Here is a 26,076-nt window from a genome sequence, read left to right as displayed (position 1 = left end):
TTGAGCCGAATTATTCATGTTGCGAACCGTGCTGGCGCGTAAACGCTGGTATCTGTGTTTGGCGTGCGTCCTGCAATCATCTGAGCCAGCAAACGGCCGGTTTTTGGGCCGCCGGTCAGGCCGATATGGTGGTGGCCAAAGCCCATATAGGCTCCGGAAATACCGGGAACCTCACCGATGATCGGGATCGAGTCCGCCGGGGCCGGTCGGTGCCCCATCCATTCTATTTCCTCCTTCCATGTCACGCCGGGCAAGGCTGCGCGGGCGTTCTTGCGCAGCAATTCAAACGGCGCACGTGAGGGCGGAGCATCTAGCCCGCCAAATTCGACAATACCCGCCAACCGTATTCGCCCATCCATCGGTGTTGCAACAAATTTACCGGAGGCCACCATGACCGGGCTGCGGGGCATGGCCGATGGTTCGACCAGTTCCAGATGGTAGCCGCGCTCGCTTTCGAGCGGGACCGAGATGCCCAGCCGTTTGGCCAAAGGCCCGGACCAGACGCCCGCGCTGACGATGGCCGTGTCGCAGGCGATGGTCTCGCCCCCCGCGCGCACGCCGGTTACCTTGCCCGCATCTCGGGTGACATCCTCGACCTCGGTGCGCAGAATGCGCCCGCCATTGGCCTCGACATGGGCTGCAAGGTCTTTCACATAGCGGCCCGGATCAGTGATGTGGCCGTGATCCGCCAGCCGTGTCGCAAATGAGATGTCGCGACTGAAGACTGGGTCATAGTCATGCAAGGCCTGCCCTTCGAGCTCATCCCAGTGAAACCCATGCTTGCGCCGGATGCCCCACCCAAAGGCGTCCCCTTCGAAATGAGCCCGGTCGCGATAGAGGAACAGATAGTCCGACGGGACCAGCCATTTCTCCGCCCCGGTCCCTTCAGCCAAGGCCTTGTGGTCGTTCAAACTGTCGCCAATGATCGGGGTCAGGGCGGCGGCGATCCGGTCTACCTCGTCGGCTTTTGCGTGGCTCAGGTAGCGGGTCAGCCAAGGCACAAGCTTGGGGAAGTAACCCCATTTCATGAACAGCGGCTCGGATGGGCTGAACAGCATGCGGGGGGCTTTGCGTAGCAGGCCCGGCACCGTCACAGGCACGATCGAGCAGGACGCTAGAACCCCACCATTGCCATGAGACGTCCCCTCGGCAGGTCCTGCTTTATCAATCAGGATTACATCATGCCCATCCCGCTGCAGCCAGACAGCGGCCGAGACGCCGACAATCCCGGCGCCTATGATGGCAATGGTTTTCTTGTCGCTCATGCTGCCCCCGATTTCGCAACCGCATAGTGGTTGAGCTTTGCCAGATCCGGCCTCCCGCCCAGTCCGGGGGCGTCTGGCACGATGACTTGACCGTCCCGCACCTCGAAAGGGGATTCCAGGATATCTTGCGTCAGAAAATAGCTGGCCTGATAGAATTCGCAGCCTAGCGTGATCTCGGGCGTTGCCGCGATCATGTGGGTTCCGGCGAGATGGGCCAAGCCTGCTTCAAACATGTCGCCGCCATAGGCGCTCAGCCCATGGGTGGCGGCGATGCGGGCGACCGTCTGGCCCCGCGTCAGACCACCGGATTTCATGATCTTGACCGAAACACCATCGCAAATCCCCTCGCGCGCGGCGCGCTCCATGTCTTCGGGGCCAAAGACACTTTCATCGGCCAGCAGAGGGACGTCGATCATCTGCTTCAGTTGGGCCATCATGCCAAAGTGATGCGCCCGAACGGGCTGTTCGATGAAGTCGGGTTGAAACTGGGCCACATCGCGCACCTGCGCCGGGGCGTCCGCGACGCTCAGCCCCTGATTATAGTCGACGCGGACGGCCATTTCGGGGTGGTTCTGGGCCAGATATTCAAGTCGCATGATGTCGAACGCATGATCCTTGAACCCTGTCTTGAGTTTCACGATCCGAACGCCGTCATCGCGCAATCGCGCCAACAGGTCGATATCCTGCGCGAAGTCAGGGTTTGCGATTGAGCAGCTCAGCGGGATCGCATCACGGCACTTGCCGCCAAGCAAGGCCCAAACCGGAAGTGAGGAGATGCGGCCAGTCAGGTCCAGCAGCGCGGCCTCCAGCGCGGCCTTGGCTTCGGTGCAATGGGCGACGGCGTGGGCGGCCTGGGCCATGATCGCGGCCCGGTCGGACAGGCGCGCGCCTAAAACCAGCGGGCGCAGATAGCGGTCCAGCGCGGCAAACGTGGCCTCGGGCGTGCCGGTAAAAACCGACCAGGGTGAGGCCTCACCAAACCCTTGCGTGCCGTCCTCAGTGGTCAATCTGAGGATGACGACCTCGCACGCGCCCTCGACCGAGCCGATGCCGTGATCCCGACGCGATGTCACCGGCAGCGCAAGATGCCATAGATCATAGCCCGTAATTTTCTGTTGTAGATCAGACATCCCACCTCCGGTCAGGACGCAGCCTGCCTTGACCGGAATATCATTTCAAATACTATATCTTGCTTATACCATCAGAAAAAATGATGATCTAATGTCCCTCAGATTTCGTCAGTTACAGGCTTTTCACGCGATCATGGAGACAGGGACGGTCACCGGCGCCGCCTCGGTACTTGGCATTTCGCAGCCGGGCATCAGCAACCTTCTGTCTCAGCTCGAGCGCGAGGCGCGCTTGCCTTTGTTCGAACGCACCAAAGGGCGCTTGCTGCCCACGCCCGAGGCCGAGCTTCTCTATCGTGAGGTCGATACCGTGGTGCGCGGGCTCGATCACGTGGCGCAGGCGGTTACGGATTTGCAGAACAAACACCCCGGCCAATTGCAGGTCGCCGCCCCACACATGCTGTCCTTCGGCTTCATGCCCCGCGAGATTGCGCGATTCTCGCAATCCCGTCCCAATCTGTCGGTCAGCTTTCAATCGCAATATTCGTCGAAAATTCAGGAATGGGTGACGTCGGGCCTGTTCGAGATCGGCATTGTCGAGATGCCCATTCTGCACGACACCCTGAACGCCAAGGTTTTCCGGTTTGAAACGCTGGCGACATTTCCCGAAAACAGCCCTCTGGCCGCGCATGAGGTCTTGACCCCTGAACTGCTTGAACAAGAGCCGTTCATCGTAATGGGGCCGGAGCATCAAACCCACCGCCGGACGCGCGAGGTATTCCAGAAGGCCGGGTGCGACTGGCGAACCAAGATCCACACGCATTTGTCGGAAAACCTGCTCAGCTTCGTCAAGGAGGGCATGGGTGTAGCCCTAATCGACCCGTTTACCGTGTCGTTCGATGGCGAGGACGGCTATCAAACCCGGCAGTTTCAGCCGCCTGTGATGCTGGATCTTGCGGTCATCACCGCCAAAGGCCGCCCGCTCTCCGCCATCGGGCAGGCGTTTCTGGCGCAGTTGATGACCTCGATTGAGACCTTTGCCGAGGGCGCTGTACAAGACGAACGGCAGACGAGCGGATAACGCTGTTGGCAAGTCGCACAATGATGTGAAACTGTCGGGCGGACTCGACGCTCAGAACGCAGGAGGAGGGGCAGATGATCGCACAGGGGGGGAAATCCATCTACGGGGCGTCGGTGGGTATCTTGATGCTCGATGCGCGGTTTCCGCGCATTCCGGGCGACATGGGTAACGCGACGACCTGGCCGTTTCCGGTGCTGTATCGGATCGTGCGCGATGCCTCGCCTGACCTTGTTGTGCGGCGTGGGGCCGAGGGTATGTTGAGCGCGTTTGTCGATGCGGCTCGTGACCTTGTTCGCGATGGCGCGGACGGCATTACCACGAATTGTGGTTTTCTGTCCCTGTTCCAGCAAGAATTGTCCGAGGCCGTTCCGGTTCCGGTCGTGACCTCGTCGTTGATGCAGGTGGCGATGGTCAATCGCATTTTGCCAGCTGGAAAGCGTGCTGGGGTCCTGACCATCTCGGCCTCGACGCTGACCGAAGACCATTTGCGGAAAGCACTGGTGCCCGAAGGAACGCCGATCGGGACGACAGAAGGAGGGCAGGAATTCACGCGCGCGATTCTCGGGAATGAGGAGGCTCTGGACGTCGAAAAGGCGCGCGCTGACAATGTCGAGGCGGCTCTGCGGCTGCAAGAGAACCATCCTGAGCTGGGCGCAATCGTTCTGGAATGCACCAATATGTGCCCCTATGCAGCCGATATCCAAAGTGCGACGGGATTGCCTGTTTTCTCGATTGTCAGCTTTGTGACCTGGTTCCAATCCGGTCTTTTGCCGCCAAGGTTCTGAAAACGCGGCACGACACTCGGTTGGGAAAATTGAATAATAACAATGTATAAGCCAAAATTTTTCCGCCCTCTCGTCAATTACTAAAAATTTAGTTTGACAGATGCGCGGTAAATCGCTGATGTTGGTTGCCATCCGGTTCGCGCCGGAATCCATAGTTTTTGGGAGGAAACAGATGCGGAGACATCTACTTTCCGCAGTGGCGGCGGCTGCCGTCATTGCGGGGCACGGTCCCGTTTGGGCCGACGAAGCCGCAGCACAACGTTGGATCGACGACGAATTCCAGCCATCGACTCTGTCGAAAGACGAACAGATGGGCGAGATGAAGTGGTTTATCGAAGCTGCACAGCCTTATGCCGGCATGGAAATCAACGTTCTGTCGGAAGGCATTCCAACGCACTCATACGAGTCCGAGGTGCTGACGAAGGCGTTCGAAGAGATCACCGGGATCAAGGTCAACCACCAGATCCTCGGCGAGGGCGAAGTGGTTCAGGCCGTTCAGACCCAACTGCAGACGGGCCGGAACCTCTATGACGGTTACGTCAATGACAGTGACCTGATCGGCACGCACTCGCGCCTGCAACTGGCCTATCCGCTGACCGACATGATGGCGGGCGAATGGGCGGCGACGACCTCGCCGACGCTTGATCTGGATGACTTTATGGGCATTCAGTTCACCACCGGTCCGGATGGCAAGCTGTATCAGCTGCCCGACCAGCAGTTCGCGAACCTCTATTGGTTCCGCAAGGACTGGTTCGATGACGAGGCCAACAAGGCCGCGTTCAAGGAAAAGTACGGCTATGACCTTGGCGTTCCGGTCAACTGGTCCGCTTACGAAGACATTGCCGAGTTTTTCACCAACGACGTGAAAGAGATCGACGGTGTGACAATCTACGGTCACATGGACTACGGCAAACGCGCGCCTGACCTTGGCTGGCGTATGACCGACGCGTGGCTGTCGATGGCCGGTGCCGGTGACGTAGGTGAGCCGAACGGTATCCCCGTTGACGAATGGGGCATCCGCATGGAAGCGGGCACCTGTAACCCTGTCGGGGCCTCCGTCTCGCGCGGTGGTGCGGCCAACGGTCCGGCTGCGGTCTATGCGATCCGCAAGTGGGATGAGTGGCTGCGGGCATACGCTCCTCCAGGTGCGGCGTCTTATGACTTCTACCAGTCGCTGCCAGCGCTTAGCCAAGGCAACGTGGCCCAGCAGATCTTCTGGTACACCGCCTTTACCGCTGACATGGTGAAGCCGAAGTCCGAAGGCAACAACACTGTGGACGACGAAGGCACGCCGCTGTGGCGGATGGCGCCCAGCCCGCACGGCCCCTATTGGGAAGAAGGCCAGAAGGTCGGCTACCAAGACGTGGGCTCCTGGACGTTCCTTAAATCGACCCCCGAGGATCGTGCCCAGGCGGCTTGGCTCTATGCTCAGTTCGTGACGTCGAAGACTGTTGACGTGAAGAAGTCCCATGTGGGTCTGACCTTCATCCGCGACAGCTCGGTCAACCACGAGTCGTTCACCGAACGCGCACCCAAGCTGGGTGGTCTGGTCGAGTTCTACCGCTCACCTGACCGTGTGGCATGGTCGCCGACCGGCATCAACGTTCCGGATTATCCGAAGCTGGCCCAAATCTGGTGGCAGCAGATCGGTGACGTGAACTCGGGCGCCTTCACCCCGCAAGAGGCGATGGATCGTCTTGCCGAGGAAATGGACATCACCATGGCCCGTATGCAGGCCGCGGATGAAAGCGCGGGTGTCTACGGCGGCTGTGGTCCACGTCTGAACGAGCCGCAGGATCCTGCCTTCTGGCTGGAGAAAGAGGGCTCGCCCAAGGCCAAGCTTGAGAACGAAAAGCCGCAAGGCCAGACCGTCAACTATGACGAACTGGTCCAGCGCTGGCAGTCTCAGTAAGCGATTGAAACCGGGGGTGCCGATTGCGGCATCCCCATCCCAAGACCAAGACAGCGCATCGCGCTGCGGGATCGGAATTCACGGACATGATCGAACTTAAAGACGCGACCAAACGGGTCGGGAACGTCATTCACATCAAACCCACATCCCTGACGCTGCAGACCGGCCATTTCAATGTGCTGCTGGGGGCGACGGGATCGGGCAAGACCTCTCTGATCAAGATGATGGCCGGGTTGGACCCGATCGCCTCGGGCAAGGTCTTCATGGATGGGCAGGATGTGACAAAGCTGAACACGCAGAAGCGGCAGATCAGCCTGGTCCACCAGTTCTTCGTGAACTACCCTCATATGACCGTCTTCGACAACATCGCCTCGCCCCTGCGCGTTGCCGGGATGGCGAAATCCGAAATCGAAGGGCGCGTGGAAGAGGCTGCCGACCTGCTGCAACTGCGCCCGATGCTGCATCGCCGCCCGCACGAACTGTCTGGTGGCCAGCAACAACGCACCGCCTTGGCCCGTGCAATTGCGAAAGAAAGCCGCGCCGTATTCTTGGATGAGCCGCTGGCCAACCTCGACTACAAGCTGCGCGAAGAGCTGCGTGAGCAGTTGCCCGATCTGTTCGCCGGGCGTGGCGCCGTGGTGGTCTATGCGACCTCGGAACCCGAAGAAGCGCTCTTGCTGGGCGGTCATACCGCATTGATGGAAGACGGGTATGTGACCCAGTTCGGCCCGACGGCTGATATTTACCGCAATCCCGAAAATCTGGCCGCCGCACGCGTATTCTCGGACCCCCCGATCAATGTGGCGCGCATCACGGTGTCCGGCGCACAGGCGCAGCTTGCTGGCGGCGGCGGCTGGGCGGTTCAGAACATGGCCGATGGCGAATACATGGTCGCCGTACGCCCTCATCGCGTCACTCCAATCCGCACGTCCGAGGCTGACGTGGAGCTAACAGGCCGCGTGATTGTGACCGAACTGTCGGGATCGGATTCCAGCGCGCATTTCCGGCATGGCTCGGATGACTGGGTGTCTTTGGCGGCAGGGGTTCACCCCTATCAGGTCGGCGAGGATCACAGTTTCTATATGAACCCGGCGCATTGCCGGTATTTCGGCCAAGACGGCCAAAGGGTGGCCTGACATGGCACAGATCAAGCTTTCCAATCTGCGACACAGCTATATGCCCGCGCCGAAAGGCCCCGAGGACTATGCGCTGAAAGAAGTCGATGTCACGTGGCGCGATGGTGGGGCCTATGCGTTGCTGGGGCCCTCGGGCTGCGGCAAGTCCACTCTGCTGAATATCATCTCGGGGCTGTTGACACCGTCTGAGGGGCAGATTCTGTTTGACGGTCAGGATGTTACAGCCCTGCCACCCGATCAGCGCAACATTGCGCAGGTCTTCCAGTTTCCGGTGATTTATGACACGATGACCGTTGGTGAAAACCTGGCCTTTCCGCTGAAGAACCGCGGCGTCGACCCTGCCAAAATCAAGCGGCGCGTCGATGAGATCGCCGAGATGCTGGACGTCACGGACATGCTGAACACCCGTGCCAGCGGCCTCAGCCCGGACAACAAGCAGAAGATCTCGATGGGGCGCGGGCTGGTGCGCGACGATGTGAACGCGGTGATGTTTGACGAGCCGCTGACCGTGATTGACCCGCATCTGAAATGGAAGCTGCGCTCGAAGCTGAAAGAGCTGCACCAGAAAGTGCAGGCAACAATGATCTACGTGACCCACGACCAGACCGAGGCGCTGACCTTCGCGGATGAGGTGGTCGTGATGCAAGACGGCGAGGTTGTGCAGATCGGCACCCCTGTTGAGCTGTTCGAGCGCCCTCAGCACACCTTCGTTGGCCACTTTATCGGCTCCCCCGGCATGAATGTTCTGCCCTGCGAGGCCAAAGGCGACCGGGCCGTGTTCGAGGGACATGAAGTGGTGCTAGAAGGCCCTACTCATGGCGACGGAGGACGCACCGATCTGGGTATCCGCCCGGAATATGTGGGCTTCGGCGATACCGGCATTCCAGCGCATGTAACCAAAGTGTCCGATATCGGCCGCCACTATGTGGTCAGCGCGATGGTCGGCAATACGGCCCTCAAGGCTGTAACCGAACACTCTGTGCCTGAACCGGGCTCAGAGGTCTTCCTGCAATTCAAACCAGAACAATCCCGCGTTTACCGCGACGGCTGGATCGCAACCGAGGAGCGCAGCTGATGAGAACCGAAAACCAAAAAGCATGGTTCTTTGTCCTGCCGGTGCTGGCACTGGTCGCGTTCAACGCGCTGGTGCCGATGATGACGGTGGTCAACTACTCGGTGCAGGAAACCTTCGGCAACAACCAGTTCTTCTGGGAAGGGCTTGGCTGGTTCGAGCAAATCCTGCGCTCGGATCGCTTTCAGGCCGCGCTGGGACGGCAGTTCCTGTTCACCTTCCTGATCCTTCTGATCGAGGTGCCTTTGGGCATCATCGTCGCCCTGTCGATGCCGCGCAAAGGCTTCTGGGTGCCGGTCTGTCTGGTCCTGATGGCCCTGCCGATGTTGATTCCGTGGAACGTGGTCGGCTCCATGTGGAACATCTTCACCCTGCCCAAGATCGGCCTGTTGGGCTACTTCCTGAATGATGTTCTGGGCATCAACTATGACATGACGCAACAGCCTCTGTCGGCTTGGATCACTGTCGTTGTCATGGATGTCTGGCACTGGACGTCGCTGGTTGTGCTGCTGTGCTATGCAGGCCTCGTGTCGATCCCCGATGCCTACTATCAGGCGGCCAAGATTGACGGTGCCAGCCCATGGTCGGTGTTCCGCTATATCCAGTTGCCCAAGATGAAAACCGTTCTGACCATCGCCGTTCTGCTGCGCTTCATGGACAGTTTCAACATCTATACCGAGCCCTTCGTTCTGACCGGCGGTGGCCCCGGCAACTCAACCACCCTGTTGTCGATCGACCTTGTGAAGATCGCGCTGGGACAGTTCGACCTTGGCCCTGCAGCCGCGATGAGCTTGATCTACTTCGCTATCACGCTGCTGGTCAGCTGGGTCTTCTACACTCTGATGACAAAGGATGACGCGCAATGAAGAAGCGGTCTCTTATCCCGATCCTCTATATCGCGTTCCTGATGCTGCCGATCTATTGGCTGGTGGCGATGTCGTTCAAGACCACGAACGAGATCCTGTCGGGCTTTTCCCTGTTCCCCCAGACTTTCACGTTGGAGAACTACACCACCATCCTCACCGATCCGACGTGGTATTGGGGCTATATCAACTCGATCATCTATGTGACGATCAACACGGTGCTGTCGGTCTGTGTGGCCTTGCCTGCGGCCTATGCGTTCTCACGCTATCGGTTTCTGGGCGATAAGCAGCTGTTCTTCTGGCTGCTGACCAACCGGATGGCCCCGGCGGCTGTGTTCGCGCTGCCGTTCTTCCAGCTCTATTCCTCGATCGGTCTGTTTGACACTCACCTGGCCGTGGCTTTGGCGCATACGCTGTTCAACGTGCCGTTGGCGGTGTGGATTTTGGAGGGGTTCATGCGGGGTATCCCGAAAGAGCTGGATGAGACCGCCTATGTCGACGGCTATTCCTTCCCGCGTTTCTTCGTGACGATCTTCCTGCCTAACATCAAAGCGGGTGTGGGTGTTGCAGCCTTCTTCTGCTTCATGTTCTCGTGGGTCGAGATGCTGTTGGCCAAAACGCTCACCGCGGTTGAGGCCAAGCCCATCGCCGCCGTGATGACCCGTACCGCCTCCAGCGCGGGGTATGAGCTGGGTCTGCTGGCAGCCGCCGGAACCCTGACCATCATCCCCGGCGCCATCGTCATCTGGTTTGTCCGCAACTACATCGCGCGTGGTTTCGCGATGGGACGTGTATGAGGTTCGATATGCGCAAACTTCTTATCATCCTTCCCTTCCTGCCCTCTGCGGCATTTGCCCAGCAGGCGGGTTGGGGCAGCGTCGGCCAGCAAGAGGAAAAAGGCTTTTCGTGGACCGATCCGCTGTGGCCTGATTTCTGGATGGCTTGGACGCCAGCCACGCTGGCTTTGTTCGTCGGCATCTTCTCGGCCATTGCACTTATCGGCGTGCTGGAAGGGTTCAAATTCCGCGATGGCATTGAACGCAAAGGCGTGCTGGGTCTGACCACAACGCTGGGCGACCGCCTGTTCATCACGCTGCTTGGCTCGGCCTATATCTTTCTGGCCTGGCTCGGTTTCGTGGGTCAACCGGTCTGGACACCGCTGTTTCTGTCCATCGGTTGGGGTTTCTTCGTTTTCTGGAAAGTTTAGGCTTTGACAAAACACGAAAGGATGCTTGTCTGACAGGCACACCAATCATGACGACACCAAGAGCAATGCGAAAGAAAAAGACGACAAATCTGCTGACCGAGGTTGAACTGGAGTTCATGAACGAACTCTGGGCCCTAGGGGAAGGCTCGGTGCGTGATGTATTGGACCGCCTGCCACCGGAACGGAATCTGGCCTATACTTCAGGTGCAACGATCCTGCGTATTCTCGACGAAAAAGGTTTTGTCGAAAGCCGTAAGGACGGAAAGACCCTGATCTACAGACCGCTTCTGGACAAGGATCGGTATCAGGCCCGCTCGCTTCAGAACCTTTCGCGGACGTTGTTTGACAACACACCAGCCTCGCTGGTTGCGCGCTTGGTGGATGATGCGGGTCTGAGCGAGGCGGATCTTGAGGATATTCGGGCATTGGTAGAAAGGAGACTGCAAAATGACAGCGGTTAAGCCGGTTCTCGATGCCTATCTCGAACTGAATTTTGTTCTGATCCTATCGGTCGCGTTGTGGTTCGCAGCCCGATTTGTCCTGTCTCGAACCTCGATGCGACTGTCCTTTTCCGATCAGTTTCGCCTGCTTAGGGCGCTGGTGCTTTGCCTTATGCTCAGCCCCGTGCTGGCCTTTGGGGTGGCGCATTTGTTCGAATTCATCTGGCCAGGTCAGCCGATGGCCATCGGCGACGTCGCCGTTGCGGCCTATCTGAGGGGTGAGATCGCGCTGCCTGCAACCCAGTTTGAGACGCTGCTGAACACGCGCCAGCGCTGGGTCGAAGCTGCTTTGGATGGTAGCTCCGTCTGGGCGATCGCCGCTCTTGCGGCTTTGGCATTGGTCTCGGCCATGCTGGTCATCCGCGTGATCTGGGCTGCGCTGCAAATTCGTCAGACGGTCCTGGACAGTTTCCTATGGAAACGCTCAGCCAAAGTGGATGTCCGTCTGTCGGATCACATCAAAGTTCCCTTTGCCGTGCGGGGTCTGCGCCGTCGTCACGTAATCCTGCCCAGCAACCTGCTGAATGATCGCCACGAATTGCGGTTCGCGATTGCCCATGAGTTCCAGCATGTTCGCGGCGGTGACGTCGAATGGGAGCTGGTGCTGGAGTTTCTGCGCCCGCTGTTTTTCTGGAATCCGGCCTATCACATCCTGCGCTATCAGTTTGAGCGGCTGCGCGAGCTTGGTTGCGATCAGGCCATTGTTGCCAGACGCAGACTGGATACGGTGGACTATGCCAAATGCCTGCTGGACTATTGCGCCCGCACTGTCACCCGCGAGCGTCCGCAGGTTCTGAATGTTGCGCTGGTCAATGGGAACAAGGCGAAGCGGGTGCTGAGACAACGCATAATCGCTTTGGCGGACGGACCCAAAGGGGGGCATCCGCTGCATGCGATGGTCCTGTCTTTCAGCCTGATCTTTGCGATTGTCCTGGCTTGGGGCTCGGCCAGTTTGCGCCAGACCGACGGCTGGAGCCACGACCGGCTTATGCTTTCGACCGTGGTCAACCTTGAGCGGCTGGAACGTCGCAACAGCGGTAATTGACAAGCGACGTCTCGGTCAGACCGAGACGCCTTGAAGGACTTGATCCCGTGACACATCCTGCTTGCGGCCTTCCAGCAGGATTTCTCCGCGACGCAGGACGACGAACCGGTCGGCGAGGTCGTAGGCAAAGTCGAAATACTGCTCGACCAGCAGGATCGCCATCTGGCCCTGATCGCGCAGGTGGCGGATCACTTCGCCGATCTGCTGGATGATGTTGGGCTGAATGCCCTCGGTAGGTTCGTCCAGCAGTAAAAGCCGGGGTTTCGTGATCAATGCCCGGGCAATAGCAAGTTGTTGTTGCTGGCCGCCGGACAGATCTCCGCCGCGCCGATGCTGCATCTGGGCCAGAACCGGGAACAGGTCAAAGATCTCATCCGGCACGAAGTGTTCAGCCGCAGGAAGGCAGGCGAACCCGGTTTCGAGGTTCTCGCGCACAGTCAGAAGCGGAAAAATCTCACGCCCTTGCGGGACATAAGCGACACCTTTCCAGGCCATCTGATGCGCAGGCAGCGGGCCGAGGTCTTCGCCGTCCAGTGTCAGCGACCCGCCAGAGCGGGGATGGGTGCCCGAGATCGCCTTGATCAGGCTGGTCTTGCCGACCCCATTTGTGCCCATCACGCAGGTCACCTCACCCCTCTCGGCCTCCATCGAGATACCGTTAAGGATTTGTGAATGGCCATAGTGCAGGGTCAGATCGTTCAGTTTCAGCATCGCTCAACGCCCCAGATAGACGTCGATGACGTCCTGATTTGATGTCACATGGTCCAGGGACCCCTCGGCCAGAACCGATCCTTCATGCAGGACGGTGACCTTGCAATTCAGGCGGCGTACGAATTCCATGTCATGTTCGACGACCACAACGGCGCGGGTCTTGGCGGCTTGTACCAGCAGGTCGGTCGTGTGTTCACGCTCCTGCGGGGTCATCCCGGCGGCAGGCTCGTCAACCAGCAGAAGGCGCGGTTCCTGCGCCAGCAGCATCCCGATCTCAAGCCATTGTTTCTGCCCGTGGCTCAGCTCACCGGATTTGCGGTCGAGTTCGTCCTTCAGGCCGATCTCATCGGCCAGTTCCTCGACCTTCTCCAGATCGTCTGGTGAGGGCCGATAAAATAGGACGCCCAGCCAACCGCGTTTGTTCTTGAGGGCCATCAGGAGGTTTTCTCTAACGCTTTGGTCCTCGAACACGGTAGGTTTTTGGAATTTCCGGCCGACACCGGCCTGCGCGATTTTCGCCTCGCTCATCCGCAGCAATGAAACGGATTTCTCGCCCCAGATCACGCGGCCTTCGTCTGGTCGCGTCTTGCCGGTGACGATGTCCATAAAGGTCGTCTTTCCAGCCCCGTTCGGGCCAATCACTGCGCGCAGTTCGGCCTCACCGATCTGGAAGGAGAGATTGTTGATGGCTCGGAACCCGTCGAAGGTGACTGAAACGCCGCTGACCTCTAGCAGAGTGCTCATTCCGTTGCCTCCTTTTCGCGCAGGGCGCTGTCGTCGGGTCCAAGCGGCGCACCGTGGCGCTGCGGCGCGCGGCGGTTGGTCCAGAGGTCGAACAGGCCACCGATACCCTTTGGTGCGAACAGAGTTACCAGTACGAAGGAGACGCCCAGCAGCACCTGCCACCAGTCGACCCATTTGATTGTGTAGAACCCCAGTGGGATGTCCGGCGCCTGTCCGCCGGTGAACCATGTGCTGAGCAGGCTGACGAAAGCCGCCCCGATCACCGCACCATACAGGCGACCACGCCCACCAATGGCGACCCAAACGGCCAGATAGATCGAAGCGATGGGGGCCATTTCCTCGGGGTTGATGATCCCAGCTTGAGGGTAGTAGAGCGCGCCCGCGATGGCGGCGATACAGGCGGTCAGGGTGAAGACGGCCAGCTTGTAGACCTCGACAGAATAGCCAAGGAACCGCACTCGCGCCTCGTTGTCGCGGATGCCGCGGATGACCGATCCGAACTTGCCCGATACGACCCACGCCGCCAGCATATATCCCAGCCCAAGGGCCAGTGCCGAGGCCCAGAGGAACCAGATCGACACCACGTCCTGCGAGGCGGTCACACCCGGCAGGTTCTGCAAGCCCGATAGGCCATTATTGCCGCGCAATCCGCTGTCGTTCTGGAACAGGTACAGTGCCAACGCCAAAGTCATCGCTTGTGTCAGGATCGACAGGTATACCCCCGTCACCCGGCTGCGGAAGGCCAGCCATCCGAAGATCAGCGCCAGAAGTCCGGGCACCAAAACGACCAGAATCAGTTGCAGGGTCAGGCTATGGGAAAAGGCCCAGATCAGCGGGAAATCCGATGATCCGACCACGCCGAATATCTGCGTTCCGATGGCGTCTACGACCTCGGACGGGGTAGGGGGGATTTCGGCCTGTGACAGAGACTCGACCACGATCAGGCGGGTGCGTTCGTACATCAGCCACATGCCGATCATGTAGCCTCCTAGCCCGAAGAAGGCGAAATGGCCCAGCGAGAGGATACCGGTAAAGCCCCAAACCAGATCCATCGCCACGGCAATAAGGCAAAGGCACAGGGTCTTGCCCAGCGTCTTGACGAAGCTGGTTGAGATCACACCGATCCCGAACCCTTCGGACAGGACGGTCACGCCCAATGTGAACAGGGACAGGATGGCCAGAAAGACCAGTACGGAGGGGTTCTTGGCGACAAAGCTGTGTTCCATGGCTCAATCCCCTGCCGCGCGGCCTTTGAGGGCGATAATGCCCCTTGGCCGGAATTGGATGAAAATGATGATGAAGATGATCATGTAGGTTTGTGCCGCGAGGGTGTTCGACGGGTTCATCCACTCGATCCCCTTCTGCAGGAAGCCGATCATCCCGGCCCCGGCCAGCGCACCCCAGATGTTACCGACGCCGCCCACGACCACAGTCATGAAGCTTTGCACGATATAGTCGCTGCCCAGATCGGACGTCACTTTGGCGAACAGACCAATCGCAACCCCGGCTATCCCTGCGATGCCGGAACCGAGCCCAAAGGTCAGCATATTCACCCGCCCCGGATTGATCCCCATTGACGCCGCCATGCGTGGGTTCTGCGTCACCGCGCGCATCTCAAGCCCCAACCGGGTGCGTTTCATGATGTAAAGGAACAGTCCTAGAAAGATCATCGCCAGCACGAAGATCGCGATGCGGATATAGCTGATCGATACCACATCGTTCAGCACCCATGCCCCGTCCAGCCAGCCGGGCGCGGTCAGCGGTCGGGCCTGCGTACCGAAGATGTTCTTGGCCAGCTGTTGCAAAGCGATAGAGATGCCGAACGTCGCCAGCAGAGTCTCTAGCGGGCGGGCGTAGAGCCAGCGGATCACCAGCCGCTCCATCGCGACGCCCATGGCGAAGGTGACGGCAAAGGCCATCGGGATGGCGACGATGATTGAGAGCGTATGGTCGGGGATGAACTGCTGCACCACGTAGCCGGTGTATGCGCCCATCATGATGAACTCACCGTGGGCCATGTTGATCACACCCATCACGCCGAAGGTGATGGCCAGTCCGATGGCGGCGAGGAAATAGATCGACGCCAGTGAGATCGCATCCAGCGTCAGATCGAGCGTCTGGTTCAAACCGACCTTCAGCTCGATCTGTTCCAGCGCCTTTTCGACTGCGGTTGTGATTTCGGGTGAGGGTTCGGCATAGATCTCAAAGAAGACATGCGTTTCCAACGCAGAATCGATGTCGGCCTCGGTGATCAAAGCAGGCACGAGGCCGGCTTCGGCTAAAACAGCGTAAGCCTGAGCACGCGTGGTGTCAGAGTTCAGCTGCGCGACAGGAATGCCCCCCACGCGGCCTCCGTCGATATTGGCGGCCAGTGCGGCGCGTATGTCGTCGGGCGATGTACGCGGTGCGGCAAGTTCATTGGCAACCAACAGATCATATGCCTCATCCCGCGACAGGGCTTCTGATCCGGGATCTAGAATGGCGGCGATATTCGCATCAGAGGGCAGATCTGTGCCCGTATGTCGATTCGTCACGACCAAAGGGTTCAGAGCCGCGCGGACGTCCACACCCAGATCGTCGGACATGTCTTCAATCGCAGCCACACGTGCTGCGGTATCTTCGTCGTAGCCGATGGTCAGCAACCGCTCGAGACGTTGCTTCTGCGCTTTCAGATCGGCATCGGGCTCGTCCTCAATTGAGGCGCGCAGCGGCTCCAGCAGAGCGCCTTCGGGATCGCGTTGGATAGACGTCAAGGCGGCCAGACGTTTCGCACGATCCGGGTCGGTCAGTTGGAACTGAACCAAAGCCGTCCCGATCATCGCGCGAATGCCGCTATTGGGTTTCAACTGTTTCAGATCGGATTTTTGATACGTGCCAACGACTTCTCCGGTGTCGAAATCGGTCAGCTCGTACGACCGCCCCTCGGCCTTCTTACCTGCAAAGAACAGGCCATCCGACTTGCGCATCCACACATCTTTGGCGGCCCATGTCTCAAGCATCACCTGCGCTTGCGGTAGACCGCTGGAGGCAATCGCATCAATCGCAGGCCCAATCGTCTTGCGCGAGCTTTTGGCGATGATCTCCTGATGCTCTTGCAGGATCGGTTGCAAACCGCTCTCTTGCGCATTGGCCGTCAGACAGGCGCATAGGATTGCGAGGCCCGCAAGGAATAGTCGTAACATGTGGTGAAACCCGAGGTGTCTTTAGGGCAAAGCGGGCGATGATACCCGCCTTGCTAGAAGGTTAGTAGTTCGACAGGGTCTGAACGCAGGTCTTGGTCTCGGTGTTGTACATACCGCAGCCCAGCTCTTTCCAATCCGAGATTAGAACCGCCGATTCTGGCAGGAAGTCGGTCCATGCATCGCCCGGAACGACGTCGGTTTCGCTGATGATATCGAACTGGCCATCTTCCTGAATCTCACCGATCAGAACCGGCTTGGCCAGGTGGTGGTTCGGCAGCATCACTGCAGTGCCACCGGTCAGGTTCGGGAATTCCTGCCCGTACATGGCCGAGCGTACAGCGTCGACCTCGGTCGATCCGGCTTCGGTCGCGGCGTTTACCCACATGTTGAAGCCGATGTAATGCGCCTCCATCGGGTCATTGGTCACGCGGTCTTCACCCATGGTTGCTTTCCATGTTTCGACGAATTCGGCGTTCACATCGGTATCTGCCGACTGGAAATAGTTCCACGCGGCCAGGTGACCGACCAGGTTGGTGGTATCCAGACCCGAGAGTTCTTCCTCACCGACCGAGAAGGCTACGACCGGGATGTCATCCGCCGAAACGCCCGCAGCCGCCAGCTCTTTGTAGAAGCCAATGTTCGCGTCGCCATTGATGGTCGAGATCACGCCGACTTTCTTACCATCTGCACCCAGCGCGACTACGTCCGCCACGATCTTGGACCAGTCAGAATGACCAAAGGGGGTGTAGTTGACGAAGATATCTTCGTCCGCGATGCCTTTGCCCTTCAGGTAGCTTTCCAGAATATTGTTGGTGGTCCTGGGGTAGACATAGTCTGTGCCGAGCAGAGCGAATTTCTCGCCCCCCAGTTCCTCCAGAAAATAGTCGGTTGCAGGGATTGCCTGCTGGTTCGGCGCGGCACCGGTGTAAAAGACGTTTTTCGAGGATTCTTCGCCTTCATACTGAACCGGGTAGAACAGCAGGCCGTTCAGTTCTTCGATGACCGGCAGAACCGATTTCCGGCTGACCGAGGTCCAGTTGCCAAAGATCACGTCCACTTCATGCACGGTCAGCAGCTCGCGCGCTTTTTCAGCAAATAGCGGCCAGTCCGAAGCCGGGTCGACTACAACCGCCTCAAGCTGCTTGCCCAGCAGGCCGCCCTTCGCGTTTTGCTGGTCGATCAGCATCAGCATCGTGTCTTTCAGCGTGGTTTCTGAGATTGCCATCGTGCCGGACAGCGAATGCAGCACGCCAACCTTGATCGTGTCTTCAGCCGACAGTGCGGCGGTGGCCATGGCAGCAAATACCAGTGATCCGGCGAGCGTGGATTTGAGCGATTTCATGTAATCCTCCTGGGCGGGGCCGGGAGAGAGGGCTTGCACAAAGGCGCGTTTCTCTTCTACCTGATCCCCGCAACTGTTGTTGCGTTATCGTGTGGCGGTTGTGTTCGAGGTCCAATTCGCGCAGCCGTCACACACCCTTCGAGATGTTTCCCCCGACGAGCACCCATACGGTTTCTGCATCGCGGCAATCTTGGCAACCTGTCGGTCAGGTAAATGCAAAAATCAGCCGCATCTGATTAATTTTTAATCCATTGCCTGAGTGTGTGCCAAAAATTTGGTCACCTGCATCGGTTTTGTGGTCGATTGCGACACCCAAGAATGGTTTTCCGCCATCCCAGACACGAAACACAGGGCATGAACTGACGCCTCGGGGGTGCCCAATTACGCAACTTGCCCATATAACGCCCATCACGGACAAAACCCCTCCCCGTGCTAAGGGGGCCGTGTCTATCAGCACCAAACCGTTGGGCAGGCGGTCGGTTCTGGACGTATTCCGCCAATCTGGTTCTTTTAAGTGCTTGTTCCCGCGCGCAGAATCGCACGCGCTGGACGCGGTTCTGCTGAATACAGCGGGTGGCGTCACCGGTGGGGATGCGTTTCGGTTTTCCGGAACAGCGGGTGAAGGCACCACGCTGACGATGACGACGCAGGCGTGTGAGCGCGCTTACAAGGCGCAGCCCGGCCCCTATGGTCAGGTCGTCAATCACCTGACCGTCGCGCCCGGTGCTCGCATGAACTGGATGCCGCAAGAGACAATCCTGTTCAACGGCAGTGCTCTGGATCGTCGGCTATTGGTCGAAATGGAGCCGGACGCGACTCTGCTGATGGTCGAGCCTTTAGTCTTTGGGCGCGCGGCGATGGGCGAAACCCTGACGGATATCCGTTTGCGAGACCGGATCGAAATTCGGCGCGGTGGAGCCCCTCTGTTCTTGGATACAATGCGATTTTCCGGCGACCTGCACGCCCATCTCGCGAAGCCCCATATCGCAGACGGAGCGGGTGCAATGGCGCTGGTCGTCTTTGCCTGCAGCTCGGCCGAGGGTCAGTTGGACACGGTGCGCCAGATGCTGCCCGAAACGGCAGGTGCAACGCTGATACATGGCGATCTGCTGGTGATCCGGATGCTGGCCGAAAACAGCTTTGCCCTGCGCCGTGCGCTGATGCCGGTTCTGCGGCAACTCAACAACAACACTCTTCCCCGATGCTGGATGATCTGAGATGAACCTGACTCCCCGCGAAAAAGACAAACTGATGGTCGCCATGGCCGCCGAAGTTGCCCGCAAACGCCTTGCCCGAGGGGTCAGGCTGAACCATCCCGAGGCCATCGCCCTGATCACCGACGCTGTGGTCGAAGGTGCGCGCGACGGTCGTTCTGTGGCTGACATGATGCAGGCCGGAGCCGAAGTGATCACCCGCGATCAATGCATGGAGGGTGTGCCCGAGATGATCCACGAGGTTCAGGTCGAAGCCACCTTTCCCGACGGCACCAAGCTTGTGACCGTCCACAACCCCATTCGCTGACAAAGGAACCAAGATATGAACCGTATGCTTTTCCCCGCCCTGATCGTTGCTGGCCCTGCTGCAGCGCACACCGATACGCATATCCATGCGCACGGCATAGACTACGCGACCCTTGGCGTTGGTCTGGTGGTTGTCGCACTGGCCGCAATCGCGCTGATGGTAAAGTTGAACAAATGATCCCCGGAGAGCTGTTCCCGGCCGAGGGTGAGATCACCCTGAACGCAAGTGCCAAGGCAATCACACTGATGGTCGCCAATACCGGCGACCGCCCGGTTCAGGTCGGCTCGCACTATCATTTTGCCGAAACCAACCCAGCGCTCGACTTCGACCGTGCAGCGGCACACGGGTTGCGCCTGGACATCGCCCCGGGCACCGCTGTTCGGTTCGAGCCCGGTCAAGCGCGTGAGGTGTCGCTGATCCCGATCGGAGGCGCGCGTAAGGTCTATGGGTTCAATCAAAAGGTCATGGGGTCGCTCTGATGCCAGCAACAATAAAACGTTCTGACTATGCTGCCATGTTCGGCCCGACCACCGGCGACAAATTGCGGCTGGCCGATACCGATCTGGTGATCGAGGTCGAACGCGACCTGACCGCCGAACGCGCGGGCGCTGCCGCCACCGGGGGGACGGGCGACAATGCGCTGCTCTACGGCGAAGAGGTCAAGTTCGGCGGCGGCAAGGTGATCCGCGATGGGATGGGGCAATCTCAGGCCACTCGGGCGGAGGGGGCCGTGGATACGGTCATCACCAATGCGTTGATCGTGGATCACTCGGGTATCTACAAGGCGGATGTGGGTCTGAAGGACGGGCGCATCGCCAAAATCGGCAAGGCCGGGAACCCCGATACCCAGCCCGGCGTCGATATCATCATCGGCCCCGGCACCGAGGCCATTGCGGGCGAGGGGCGTATTCTGACCGCTGGGGGCTTTGACAGTCACATCCACTTTATCTGCCCGCAACAGATCGAGGATGCGTTGCATTCCGGCCTGACCACCATGCTGGGCGGCGGGACGGGCCCTGCGCATGGCACTCTGGCCACCACCTGCACACCGGGTCCTTGGCATATTGGGCGGATGTTGCAGGCAGCAGATGCGTTTCCGATGAACCTGGCCTTTGCTGGCAAGGGAAATGCCTCTCTGCCTGCTGCGCTGGAGGAGCAGGTCAACGCAGGTGCCTGCGCTCTGAAACTGCATGAGGATTGGGGCACGACCCCCGCCGCCATCGATTGCTGCCTCTCGGTGGCCGACGCGATGGATGTGCAAGTCATGATCCATACCGACACGCTGAACGAATCCGGTTTTGTCGAGAACACCGTGGGCGCAATGAAAGGCCGCACGATCCACGCCTTTCACACCGAGGGCGCAGGCGGTGGCCACGCCCCCGATATCATCAAGATCTGCGGCGAAAACCACGTTCTGCCGTCTTCGACCAACCCCACGCGCCCCTTCACCGTGAACACTGTCGAAGAGCATTTGGATATGCTGATGGTGTGCCACCACCTCGACAAATCAATCCCCGAGGACGTGGCCTTTGCCGAAAGCCGTATCCGGCGCGAGACGATTGCGGCCGAGGACATCCTCCACGACATGGGCGCTTTCAGTATCATCGCCTCGGACAGTCAGGCCATGGGTCGGGTCGGAGAAGTTCTGATCCGAACATGGCAGACCGCCGACAAGATGAAGAAACAACGCGGCCGCCTGCCCGAGGAAACAGGTCACAATGACAACTTACGGGTCCGTCGTTATATCGCAAAATACACCATCAACCCGGCGATTGCACATGGCCTGAGCCATCAGATCGGCAGCATTGAGGAAGGCAAACGCGCCGATCTGGTCCTGTGGAACCCGGCTTTCTTCGGGGTGAAGCCCGAGATGGTCTTGTTGGGTGGCACCATCGCCTGCGCGCAGATGGGCGACCCGAACGCCTCGATCCCAACGCCGCAGCCGGTCTATAGCCGCCCCATGTTCGGAGCTTACGGCCGGTCGGTTGAAAACTCAGCGATCACATTTGTCTCGGAGGCCGCGCAAGCGGGCGGGATCGGTGATACACTGGGGCTGGCGAAACAAACCGTCGCCGTGCGCAACACGCGCGATATCGGCAAGCAGGATTTGCTGCTGAATGATGCAACGCCCCAGATCGAGGTTGACCCGGAAACTTATGAGGTCCGAGCCGATGGGGAGCTGCTCACCTGTCAACCTGCCGAAGTGCTGCCGATGGCGCAGCGCTATTTCATGTTCTGATTTGAAAAGGAGGCCACGATGACCACTGCGATCAAAACCGCCCGTATCTATCACGATCACCACCACGATCCGGCGCATGCTCAGGTCTCGCTGGACTATGACGGGCGTTTCCTGCGCCGCAAAATGCTGGCCACCGATGATGGTGAGTCCTTTTTGGTCGATCTGGCGCATACGAAATCCCTCGACCATGGCGGGGTTCTGGTGCTGGAGGATGGGCGCGAGATTGAAATCATCGCCGCACCGGAAGAGTTGCTGGAAATCAGCGGGGACAATCTGCTGCACCTTGCGTGGCATATTGGTAATCGCCACACGCCCTGTCAGATCGAAGCCGACCGGCTCCTGATCCAACGCGATCATGTCATTCGAGATATGCTGCTGAAACTGGGGGCGGAAATCCAAGAGGTCGTTGAGCCCTTCACCCCCGAAGGCGGCGCTTATGGTCATGGCAGGACACATGGACACGCCCACTAACTCCGATATCCTGACCTTGGTGCAGTGGTTGTCTCCGGCCTACCCGGTCGGTGGATTTGCCTATTCTCATGGGTTGGAGGCCGCGATTGAACTCGGTTCGGTTGCCAGCCCTCAGGACACTGGCGCCTGGGTGTCGGACGTGCTGGAACACGGCTCTGGCTGGAACGACGCGCTTTTTCTGGGGGCGGCTTACGCCGCCGAAACCCCGGTCGATTTGACTGACATCGACGCCACAGCCCGCGCGTTCAGCGCCTCATCTGAGCGGTTGATGGAAACCAGTTTGCTCGGACAGGCGTTTGGAGCCGTGACCGGGGATGTCTGGGGCTTGGAGTTGCAGCACCTGACCTATCCGGTGGCGGTAGGGCGTGCGGCACGATTGCAGAACTTACCGTTGCCATTGGTGACCGAGATGTTCCTGCAGGCGTTTCTAAGCAATCTGGCCGCTTGCGCGACGCGCCTTGTGCCCTTAGGCCAAACCGATGCGCAGCGGCTGATACGGGACCTGACGCCCCTCTGCGCAACGATTGCCGCAAAGGCGCAGGACGCGGGTCTGGAGGATTTGAGTTCGACGGCGTTCCTGCCGGATATCGCGGCAATGAAGCATGAAACACAGTATTCAAGGATTTTCCGAACATGAGCAGTACGAACGGCCCCCTTCGTGTCGGCATCGGAGGCCCCGTCGGCGCGGGCAAAACCACCCTGACCGCCGCGCTGTCTGAAGCGTTGCGCGATGTCTGTTCGGTAGGCGTGATCACCAACGACATCTACACCCAAGAGGACGCAGATGCGCTGATGCGGATGCAGATCCTGCCTCAAGACCGGATCATCGGTGTTGAAACCGGTGGTTGCCCCCATACCGCGATCCGTGAGGACGCCTCAATCAACCTTGCGGCTGTGGCCGAAATGCAGTCGCGCCACCCGGAGATTGACGTCGTGCTGATCGAAAGCGGCGGCGATAACCTGTCGGCGACGTTCAGCCCTGAACTGGCAGATGTAACGCTCTACGTGATTGATGTGGCTGCGGGCGAAGAAATCCCGCGCAAGGGTGGACCTGCGATCACGAAATCGGATCTGTTGATCATCAACAAAACCGATCTCGCCCCGCATGTGGGCGCGTCACTTGAGGTGATGCAGGAAGACGCCACACGCATGCGCAAAGGCCGACCGTTTTTGTTCGCCTCACTGCGTCAACGGCAAGGCGTGCCCGAAATCGTCAGCGCGCTCGCTGCGATTGGTGGGCTTGAAACGGCTTGAAGAAGAGCAGTCGCCGCAGATCGGTGCGGCGACTGTCATTTCTAGTTCGGAGTGGGGTGCCAACTGGATGTTAGCCGGGGCAATCAGGCCCCGACATTCACCACCATCTTGCCGAAATTCTCACCGCGCAGCAGCTGGTTGAGTGCTTCGGGCGCGGCCTCTAGCCCTTCGACCATGTGTTCGCGATATTTAACCGATCCGTCCTGAATCCAGCCGGTCATTTCCCGGACAAACTCCTTGTAAAGCGACGCCGGAAAGCTGTCGAAGATGATGAATCCCTGCGCTTTCACTTTCATCCGTAGCAGCGTGCCCATGATCGCAGGCCCCATATCCGGGCCGTCCGGCAAGCCAGGCAGGTTGTACCACGAGACCACGCCGCAGATCGGGATGCGCGCAAAAGCGTTCAACAGGGGCAGGACGCCGTAAAGCACCTTGCCGCCAACATTTTCGAAGTAGACATCAATCCCATCCGGGCAGGCGGCCCGCAATTGATCAGCGAAATCGGCGGCCTTGTGGTCGATACAGGCGTCGAAACCCAGATTTTCCACCACATGCGCGCATTTTTCGGCTCCGCCCGCAACGCCTACGACCCGGCACCCTTTGATCTTGGCGATTTGCCCGACGGTTGCTCCGACCGGGCCGGAAGCGGCAGCAACGACCACCGTTTCTCTGGGCTCGGGCTCACCGATCTGTAGCAATCCGGCATAGGCGGTGTAGCCGGGCATGCCAAGAATACCCAACGCCCAGGACGGGTTTTGCGGCGCTTTGCCCATGTTTATGACCTCGGTCCCGTCCGAGATGGCATAGTCCTGCCAGCCACTGCCAGACAGTACGTAGTCGCCCGTCTCGAATCCATCGAGGTTCGATGTCACAACCTGTCCCACGACCTGTCCGGTCATAACCCCGCCAATCGCCACAGGCTCGGCATAGGATTTTGCGTCATTCATCCGCCCGCGCATATACGGGTCCAGTGACAAGTAGCAGGTGCGGACCAGCATCTCTCCTGCACCCGCAGTAGGGATATCCGTTGTCTCCAGCCGCAGAGTATTGTCATCGGGTTCACCCTTTGGGCGTTCGTTCAAAACGATGCGGCGGTTTGTGTCTGCAGTCTGGGGCATGATCTTGTCTCTCTGCTGAGTCTGGTTTGTCGCGCCGGTAGGTCACAAGGGTCGGGGCGTCGGATTTTGTGACACCGTTCTGTATTTCGGGCGGCGCGTCAATCTTTTCACACCTTTGTGCCGCAGGGTTTGCTCAGCAAAACAGCAGGGTTGAAGATTGCCGTAGGTTCTACATTTTCCGGCGCGTTTTCCGTTTGACTGCGACGCAAAACAATTTAAGCCTTCGCAAAGAGATAGTCCCCCAAAACAGACCTTCGCATGCCATCCAGCTTAGAAATACCAGCGACGTTGGGCCGCCGACCCGGGCATCCCTACAGGAAGGCCTATGATTGGTGGCCGCCCCCATCCCCGCGCTGAGATTGAACCCAAATTTCAACTCAACGCGAAAGACTAACATGACAACTCAAACTCTCTCGAAACCGGTTCAGGTTGAACTGGCCGAAACACATGTGCGTATCACTTGGCCCGACCATATGACCGGGGATTTCCCATTCATCTGGCTACGCGAAAACGACCCCGCTGGGTTCCACCCACAGACGCTGGAGCGCCTGACCGACCTCACCGCCATTGCGCTGGATATCAAACCCGTGCAGGCCTTCCAGTCCGACAACAGCCTGCATGTTGTTTGGGCCAAAGATCAGGCGCCCACCGGTTTTGATCTGGACAGGCTGCGCGATCGCCGCCCGGGGCAACCTGCTTTCGATCCGGCCGATACCGGTTTTGTCACATGGCGGGCCGAACTTTCGCCCGCCGGTATTCCCCGCGCGAACGCCGATGGGGTGCTGACACAAGACAGTGCTTTGAAGGACTGGCTGATCGCCGCGCGTCAATACGGGCTGAGCATCGTGGACCATCTGGCCGACAGCACCGAGGCTGGCATGGATGTCGCGCGCCGGATCGGCTTTTTGCGCGAGACCAATTTTGGACTGACCTTCGAGGTCAAATCCAAACCCAACCCGAATAACCTAGCCTACACGCCGGTTGCGCTGCCGCTGCACACCGACCTGACCAATCAGGAACTGCCTCCGGGGTTCCAGTTCCTGCACTGTCTCGCCAACGAGGCTGAGGGCGGTGAGTCGCTGTTCTGTGATGGCTATGCGGTGGCAGAGGACCTGAAACTGGAAGATCCCGATGCCTTTGACGCCCTGTGCGACACCTCGATCCCGTTCCGGTTCCATGATGGAGAAACGGATATCCGCTCGCGCAAACGGGTCATCACCTGCGATGAAAACGGCGACGTGATAGAGATCTGCTTCAACGCGCATCTGGCGGATTTCCTTGATATCGAGCCCGCTCTCATGCCGCGCTACTACCGCGCCTATCAGAAGTTCATGGCGATGACGCGCGACCCCAAATACCTGCTTCAGCTCAAGTTGAAGGGCGGCGAAATGGTAGTCTTTGACAATCGCCGCGTGCTGCATGGGCGGTCGGCTTTCGATCCCAATACAGGCCACCGTCACCTGCACGGCTGCTACGTGGATCGCGGTGAATTCGAAAGTCGCCTGCGCGTTCTGTCGCGTTAAACGCCTGACAAAAGAGCAGCGCCGTCTTGGGGCGGCGC

The 26,076-nt window shown here is 59.2% G+C and carries 27 protein-coding genes; 19 read left to right on the top strand and 8 right to left on the bottom strand.

The window, feature by feature from the left end:
* Positions 1–14: 14 nt before the first annotated feature.
* Positions 15–1,265: an NAD(P)/FAD-dependent oxidoreductase gene (locus ACR0J4_RS14210; RefSeq protein WP_170643265.1), complete on the bottom strand. Its 1,251-nt coding sequence runs from the start codon at positions 1,263–1,265 to the stop codon at positions 15–17.
* Positions 1,262–2,395, bottom strand: coding sequence for an enolase C-terminal domain-like protein (locus ACR0J4_RS14205; protein WP_170643266.1), 1,134 nt, complete (start codon positions 2,393–2,395; stop codon positions 1,262–1,264). Before ACR0J4_RS14205 ends, ACR0J4_RS14210 begins: the two co-directional genes overlap by 4 nt.
* Before the next feature lie 91 nt (positions 2,396–2,486).
* On the opposite strand from ACR0J4_RS14205, the gene ACR0J4_RS14200 reads away from it, so the two are divergent.
* The 10 genes from ACR0J4_RS14200 (at position 2,487) to ACR0J4_RS14155 (ending at position 11,933) form a co-directional block, all read left to right on the top strand.
* Positions 2,487–3,413: a LysR family transcriptional regulator gene (locus ACR0J4_RS14200; protein ID WP_170643267.1), complete on the top strand. Its 927-nt coding sequence runs from the start codon at positions 2,487–2,489 to the stop codon at positions 3,411–3,413.
* A gap of 74 nt (positions 3,414–3,487) precedes the next feature.
* Complete coding sequence (locus ACR0J4_RS14195) at positions 3,488–4,198, top strand: aspartate/glutamate racemase family protein (protein WP_170643268.1); 711 nt, start codon at positions 3,488–3,490, stop codon at positions 4,196–4,198.
* Positions 4,199–4,370: 172 nt separating this feature from the next.
* Positions 4,371–6,110 carry an ABC transporter substrate-binding protein gene (locus ACR0J4_RS14190; protein ID WP_170643269.1) on the top strand — a complete coding sequence of 580 codons (1,740 nt, stop codon included), beginning with the start codon at positions 4,371–4,373 and terminating at the stop codon, positions 6,108–6,110.
* Between the two features lie 86 nt (positions 6,111–6,196).
* The gene (locus ACR0J4_RS14185; protein ID WP_170461603.1) at positions 6,197–7,246 is read left to right on the top strand and encodes an ABC transporter ATP-binding protein; all 1,050 of its coding nucleotides are present in this window, start codon (positions 6,197–6,199) and stop codon (positions 7,244–7,246) included.
* A gap of 1 nt (position 7,247) precedes the next feature.
* Positions 7,248–8,321, top strand: coding sequence for an ABC transporter ATP-binding protein (locus ACR0J4_RS14180; RefSeq protein WP_170526928.1), 1,074 nt, complete (start codon positions 7,248–7,250; stop codon positions 8,319–8,321).
* Complete coding sequence (locus ACR0J4_RS14175; RefSeq protein WP_085807799.1) at positions 8,321–9,184, top strand: carbohydrate ABC transporter permease; 864 nt, start codon at positions 8,321–8,323, stop codon at positions 9,182–9,184. The genes ACR0J4_RS14180 and ACR0J4_RS14175 overlap by 1 nt, the downstream gene beginning before the upstream one ends.
* Positions 9,181–9,978 carry a carbohydrate ABC transporter permease gene (locus ACR0J4_RS14170; protein ID WP_170378551.1) on the top strand — a complete coding sequence of 266 codons (798 nt, stop codon included), beginning with the start codon at positions 9,181–9,183 and terminating at the stop codon, positions 9,976–9,978. Before ACR0J4_RS14175 ends, ACR0J4_RS14170 begins: the two co-directional genes overlap by 4 nt.
* 8 nt (positions 9,979–9,986) lie before the next feature.
* Entirely contained in the window at positions 9,987–10,388 is a 402-nt protein-coding gene (locus ACR0J4_RS14165) for a DUF2160 domain-containing protein (RefSeq protein WP_170378549.1), read from the top strand.
* A gap of 65 nt (positions 10,389–10,453) precedes the next feature.
* A complete protein-coding gene (locus ACR0J4_RS14160; RefSeq protein ID WP_170643270.1) occupies positions 10,454–10,849 on the top strand; it encodes a BlaI/MecI/CopY family transcriptional regulator in 396 nt (131 codons plus the stop codon).
* Complete coding sequence (locus tag ACR0J4_RS14155; RefSeq protein WP_170747384.1) at positions 10,836–11,933, top strand: M56 family metallopeptidase; 1,098 nt, start codon at positions 10,836–10,838, stop codon at positions 11,931–11,933. The genes ACR0J4_RS14160 and ACR0J4_RS14155 overlap by 14 nt, the downstream gene beginning before the upstream one ends.
* A gap of 15 nt (positions 11,934–11,948) precedes the next feature.
* On the opposite strand, the gene urtE is transcribed toward ACR0J4_RS14155, so the two are convergent.
* The 5 genes from urtE to urtA form a co-directional block, all read right to left on the bottom strand.
* Positions 11,949–12,644: an urea ABC transporter ATP-binding subunit UrtE gene (urtE, locus tag ACR0J4_RS14150; RefSeq protein ID WP_170643272.1), complete on the bottom strand. Its 696-nt coding sequence runs from the start codon at positions 12,642–12,644 to the stop codon at positions 11,949–11,951.
* A gap of 3 nt (positions 12,645–12,647) precedes the next feature.
* On the bottom strand, positions 12,648–13,388 hold the full coding sequence (gene urtD / locus ACR0J4_RS14145; RefSeq protein WP_170549284.1) for an urea ABC transporter ATP-binding protein UrtD: 741 nt from the start codon (positions 13,386–13,388) through the stop codon (positions 12,648–12,650).
* Positions 13,385–14,614, bottom strand: a complete 1,230-nt coding sequence (gene urtC / locus ACR0J4_RS14140) for an urea ABC transporter permease subunit UrtC (RefSeq protein ID WP_170643273.1) — start codon at positions 14,612–14,614, stop codon at positions 13,385–13,387. The genes urtD and urtC overlap by 4 nt, the downstream gene beginning before the upstream one ends.
* A gap of 3 nt (positions 14,615–14,617) precedes the next feature.
* Positions 14,618–16,570 (bottom strand): urea ABC transporter permease subunit UrtB, encoded by a 1,953-nt coding sequence (urtB, locus tag ACR0J4_RS14135; RefSeq protein WP_170643274.1) that lies wholly within the window; start codon positions 16,568–16,570, stop codon positions 14,618–14,620.
* Positions 16,571–16,631: 61 nt separating this feature from the next.
* Positions 16,632–17,912, bottom strand: a complete 1,281-nt coding sequence (gene urtA, locus ACR0J4_RS14130; RefSeq protein WP_170747383.1) for an urea ABC transporter substrate-binding protein — start codon at positions 17,910–17,912, stop codon at positions 16,632–16,634.
* Positions 17,913–18,430: 518 nt separating this feature from the next.
* On the opposite strand from urtA, the gene ACR0J4_RS14125 reads away from it, so the two are divergent.
* Genes ACR0J4_RS14125 through ureG form a run of 8 tightly spaced genes read left to right on the top strand, consistent with a single transcriptional unit; the run spans position 18,431 to position 23,397 of the window.
* Positions 18,431–19,129 carry an urease accessory protein UreD gene (locus ACR0J4_RS14125; protein WP_480668705.1) on the top strand — a complete coding sequence of 233 codons (699 nt, stop codon included), beginning with the start codon at positions 18,431–18,433 and terminating at the stop codon, positions 19,127–19,129.
* Position 19,130: 1 nt separating this feature from the next.
* Complete coding sequence (locus tag ACR0J4_RS14120; protein ID WP_170378531.1) at positions 19,131–19,433, top strand: urease subunit gamma; 303 nt, start codon at positions 19,131–19,133, stop codon at positions 19,431–19,433.
* 15 nt (positions 19,434–19,448) lie between these two features.
* On the top strand, positions 19,449–19,610 hold the full coding sequence (locus ACR0J4_RS14115) for a hypothetical protein (RefSeq protein ID WP_170643277.1): 162 nt from the start codon (positions 19,449–19,451) through the stop codon (positions 19,608–19,610).
* Entirely contained in the window at positions 19,607–19,912 is a 306-nt protein-coding gene (locus ACR0J4_RS14110; RefSeq protein WP_170643278.1) for an urease subunit beta, read from the top strand. The genes ACR0J4_RS14115 and ACR0J4_RS14110 overlap by 4 nt, the downstream gene beginning before the upstream one ends.
* Positions 19,912–21,672, top strand: a complete 1,761-nt coding sequence (gene ureC, locus ACR0J4_RS14105) for an urease subunit alpha (protein WP_170643279.1) — start codon at positions 19,912–19,914, stop codon at positions 21,670–21,672. The genes ACR0J4_RS14110 and ureC overlap by 1 nt, the downstream gene beginning before the upstream one ends.
* Positions 21,673–21,690: 18 nt before the next feature.
* Positions 21,691–22,143: an urease accessory protein UreE gene (gene ureE / locus ACR0J4_RS14100; RefSeq protein WP_170378524.1), complete on the top strand. Its 453-nt coding sequence runs from the start codon at positions 21,691–21,693 to the stop codon at positions 22,141–22,143.
* Entirely contained in the window at positions 22,127–22,780 is a 654-nt protein-coding gene (locus ACR0J4_RS14095) for an urease accessory UreF family protein (protein ID WP_170643280.1), read from the top strand. Before ureE ends, ACR0J4_RS14095 begins: the two co-directional genes overlap by 17 nt.
* Entirely contained in the window at positions 22,777–23,397 is a 621-nt protein-coding gene (gene ureG / locus ACR0J4_RS14090; RefSeq protein ID WP_170643281.1) for an urease accessory protein UreG, read from the top strand. The genes ACR0J4_RS14095 and ureG overlap by 4 nt, the downstream gene beginning before the upstream one ends.
* Positions 23,398–23,480: 83 nt before the next feature.
* On the opposite strand, the gene ACR0J4_RS14085 is transcribed toward ureG, so the two are convergent.
* A complete protein-coding gene (locus ACR0J4_RS14085; RefSeq protein ID WP_170643282.1) occupies positions 23,481–24,515 on the bottom strand; it encodes an MDR family NADP-dependent oxidoreductase in 1,035 nt (344 codons plus the stop codon).
* 395 nt (positions 24,516–24,910) lie between these two features.
* Here ACR0J4_RS14085 and ACR0J4_RS14080 point away from each other — a divergent pair, with 395 nt between their 5' ends.
* Positions 24,911–26,038, top strand: coding sequence for a TauD/TfdA family dioxygenase (locus ACR0J4_RS14080; RefSeq protein ID WP_170643283.1), 1,128 nt, complete (start codon positions 24,911–24,913; stop codon positions 26,036–26,038).
* Positions 26,039–26,076 lie beyond the last annotated feature (38 nt).

The sequence above is a fragment of the Ruegeria sp. B10 genome (genome assembly GCF_056539825.1).
This window is presented reverse-complemented; position numbering and strand designations above follow the sequence as displayed.

Coding starts and splice junctions, on each gene's coding strand:
- ureG (WP_170643281.1), top strand. CDS start 22,777: ATGAGCAGTACGAACGGCCCCCTTCGTGTCGGCATCGGAGGCCCCGTC.
- urtC (WP_170643273.1), bottom strand. CDS start 14,614: ATGGAACACAGCTTTGTCGCCAAGAACCCCTCCGTACTGGTCTTTCTG.
- urtB (WP_170643274.1), bottom strand. CDS start 16,570: ATGTTACGACTATTCCTTGCGGGCCTCGCAATCCTATGCGCCTGTCTG.
- urtE (WP_170643272.1), bottom strand. CDS start 12,644: ATGCTGAAACTGAACGATCTGACCCTGCACTATGGCCATTCACAAATC.
- ACR0J4_RS14190 (WP_170643269.1), top strand. CDS start 4,371: ATGCGGAGACATCTACTTTCCGCAGTGGCGGCGGCTGCCGTCATTGCG.
- ACR0J4_RS14095 (WP_170643280.1), top strand. CDS start 22,127: ATGGACACGCCCACTAACTCCGATATCCTGACCTTGGTGCAGTGGTTG.
- urtD (WP_170549284.1), bottom strand. CDS start 13,388: ATGAGCACTCTGCTAGAGGTCAGCGGCGTTTCAGTCACCTTCGACGGG.
- ACR0J4_RS14120 (WP_170378531.1), top strand. CDS start 19,131: ATGAACCTGACTCCCCGCGAAAAAGACAAACTGATGGTCGCCATGGCC.
- ACR0J4_RS14080 (WP_170643283.1), top strand. CDS start 24,911: ATGACAACTCAAACTCTCTCGAAACCGGTTCAGGTTGAACTGGCCGAA.
- urtA (WP_170747383.1), bottom strand. CDS start 17,912: ATGAAATCGCTCAAATCCACGCTCGCCGGATCACTGGTATTTGCTGCC.
- ACR0J4_RS14180 (WP_170526928.1), top strand. CDS start 7,248: ATGGCACAGATCAAGCTTTCCAATCTGCGACACAGCTATATGCCCGCG.
- ureC (WP_170643279.1), top strand. CDS start 19,912: ATGCCAGCAACAATAAAACGTTCTGACTATGCTGCCATGTTCGGCCCG.
- ACR0J4_RS14185 (WP_170461603.1), top strand. CDS start 6,197: ATGATCGAACTTAAAGACGCGACCAAACGGGTCGGGAACGTCATTCAC.
- ureE (WP_170378524.1), top strand. CDS start 21,691: ATGACCACTGCGATCAAAACCGCCCGTATCTATCACGATCACCACCAC.
- ACR0J4_RS14195 (WP_170643268.1), top strand. CDS start 3,488: ATGATCGCACAGGGGGGGAAATCCATCTACGGGGCGTCGGTGGGTATC.
- ACR0J4_RS14160 (WP_170643270.1), top strand. CDS start 10,454: ATGCGAAAGAAAAAGACGACAAATCTGCTGACCGAGGTTGAACTGGAG.
- ACR0J4_RS14165 (WP_170378549.1), top strand. CDS start 9,987: ATGCGCAAACTTCTTATCATCCTTCCCTTCCTGCCCTCTGCGGCATTT.
- ACR0J4_RS14210 (WP_170643265.1), bottom strand. CDS start 1,265: ATGAGCGACAAGAAAACCATTGCCATCATAGGCGCCGGGATTGTCGGC.
- ACR0J4_RS14200 (WP_170643267.1), top strand. CDS start 2,487: ATGTCCCTCAGATTTCGTCAGTTACAGGCTTTTCACGCGATCATGGAG.
- ACR0J4_RS14205 (WP_170643266.1), bottom strand. CDS start 2,395: ATGTCTGATCTACAACAGAAAATTACGGGCTATGATCTATGGCATCTT.
- ACR0J4_RS14115 (WP_170643277.1), top strand. CDS start 19,449: ATGAACCGTATGCTTTTCCCCGCCCTGATCGTTGCTGGCCCTGCTGCA.
- ACR0J4_RS14085 (WP_170643282.1), bottom strand. CDS start 24,515: ATGCCCCAGACTGCAGACACAAACCGCCGCATCGTTTTGAACGAACGC.
- ACR0J4_RS14170 (WP_170378551.1), top strand. CDS start 9,181: ATGAAGAAGCGGTCTCTTATCCCGATCCTCTATATCGCGTTCCTGATG.
- ACR0J4_RS14110 (WP_170643278.1), top strand. CDS start 19,607: ATGATCCCCGGAGAGCTGTTCCCGGCCGAGGGTGAGATCACCCTGAAC.
- ACR0J4_RS14175 (WP_085807799.1), top strand. CDS start 8,321: ATGAGAACCGAAAACCAAAAAGCATGGTTCTTTGTCCTGCCGGTGCTG.
- ACR0J4_RS14155 (WP_170747384.1), top strand. CDS start 10,836: ATGACAGCGGTTAAGCCGGTTCTCGATGCCTATCTCGAACTGAATTTT.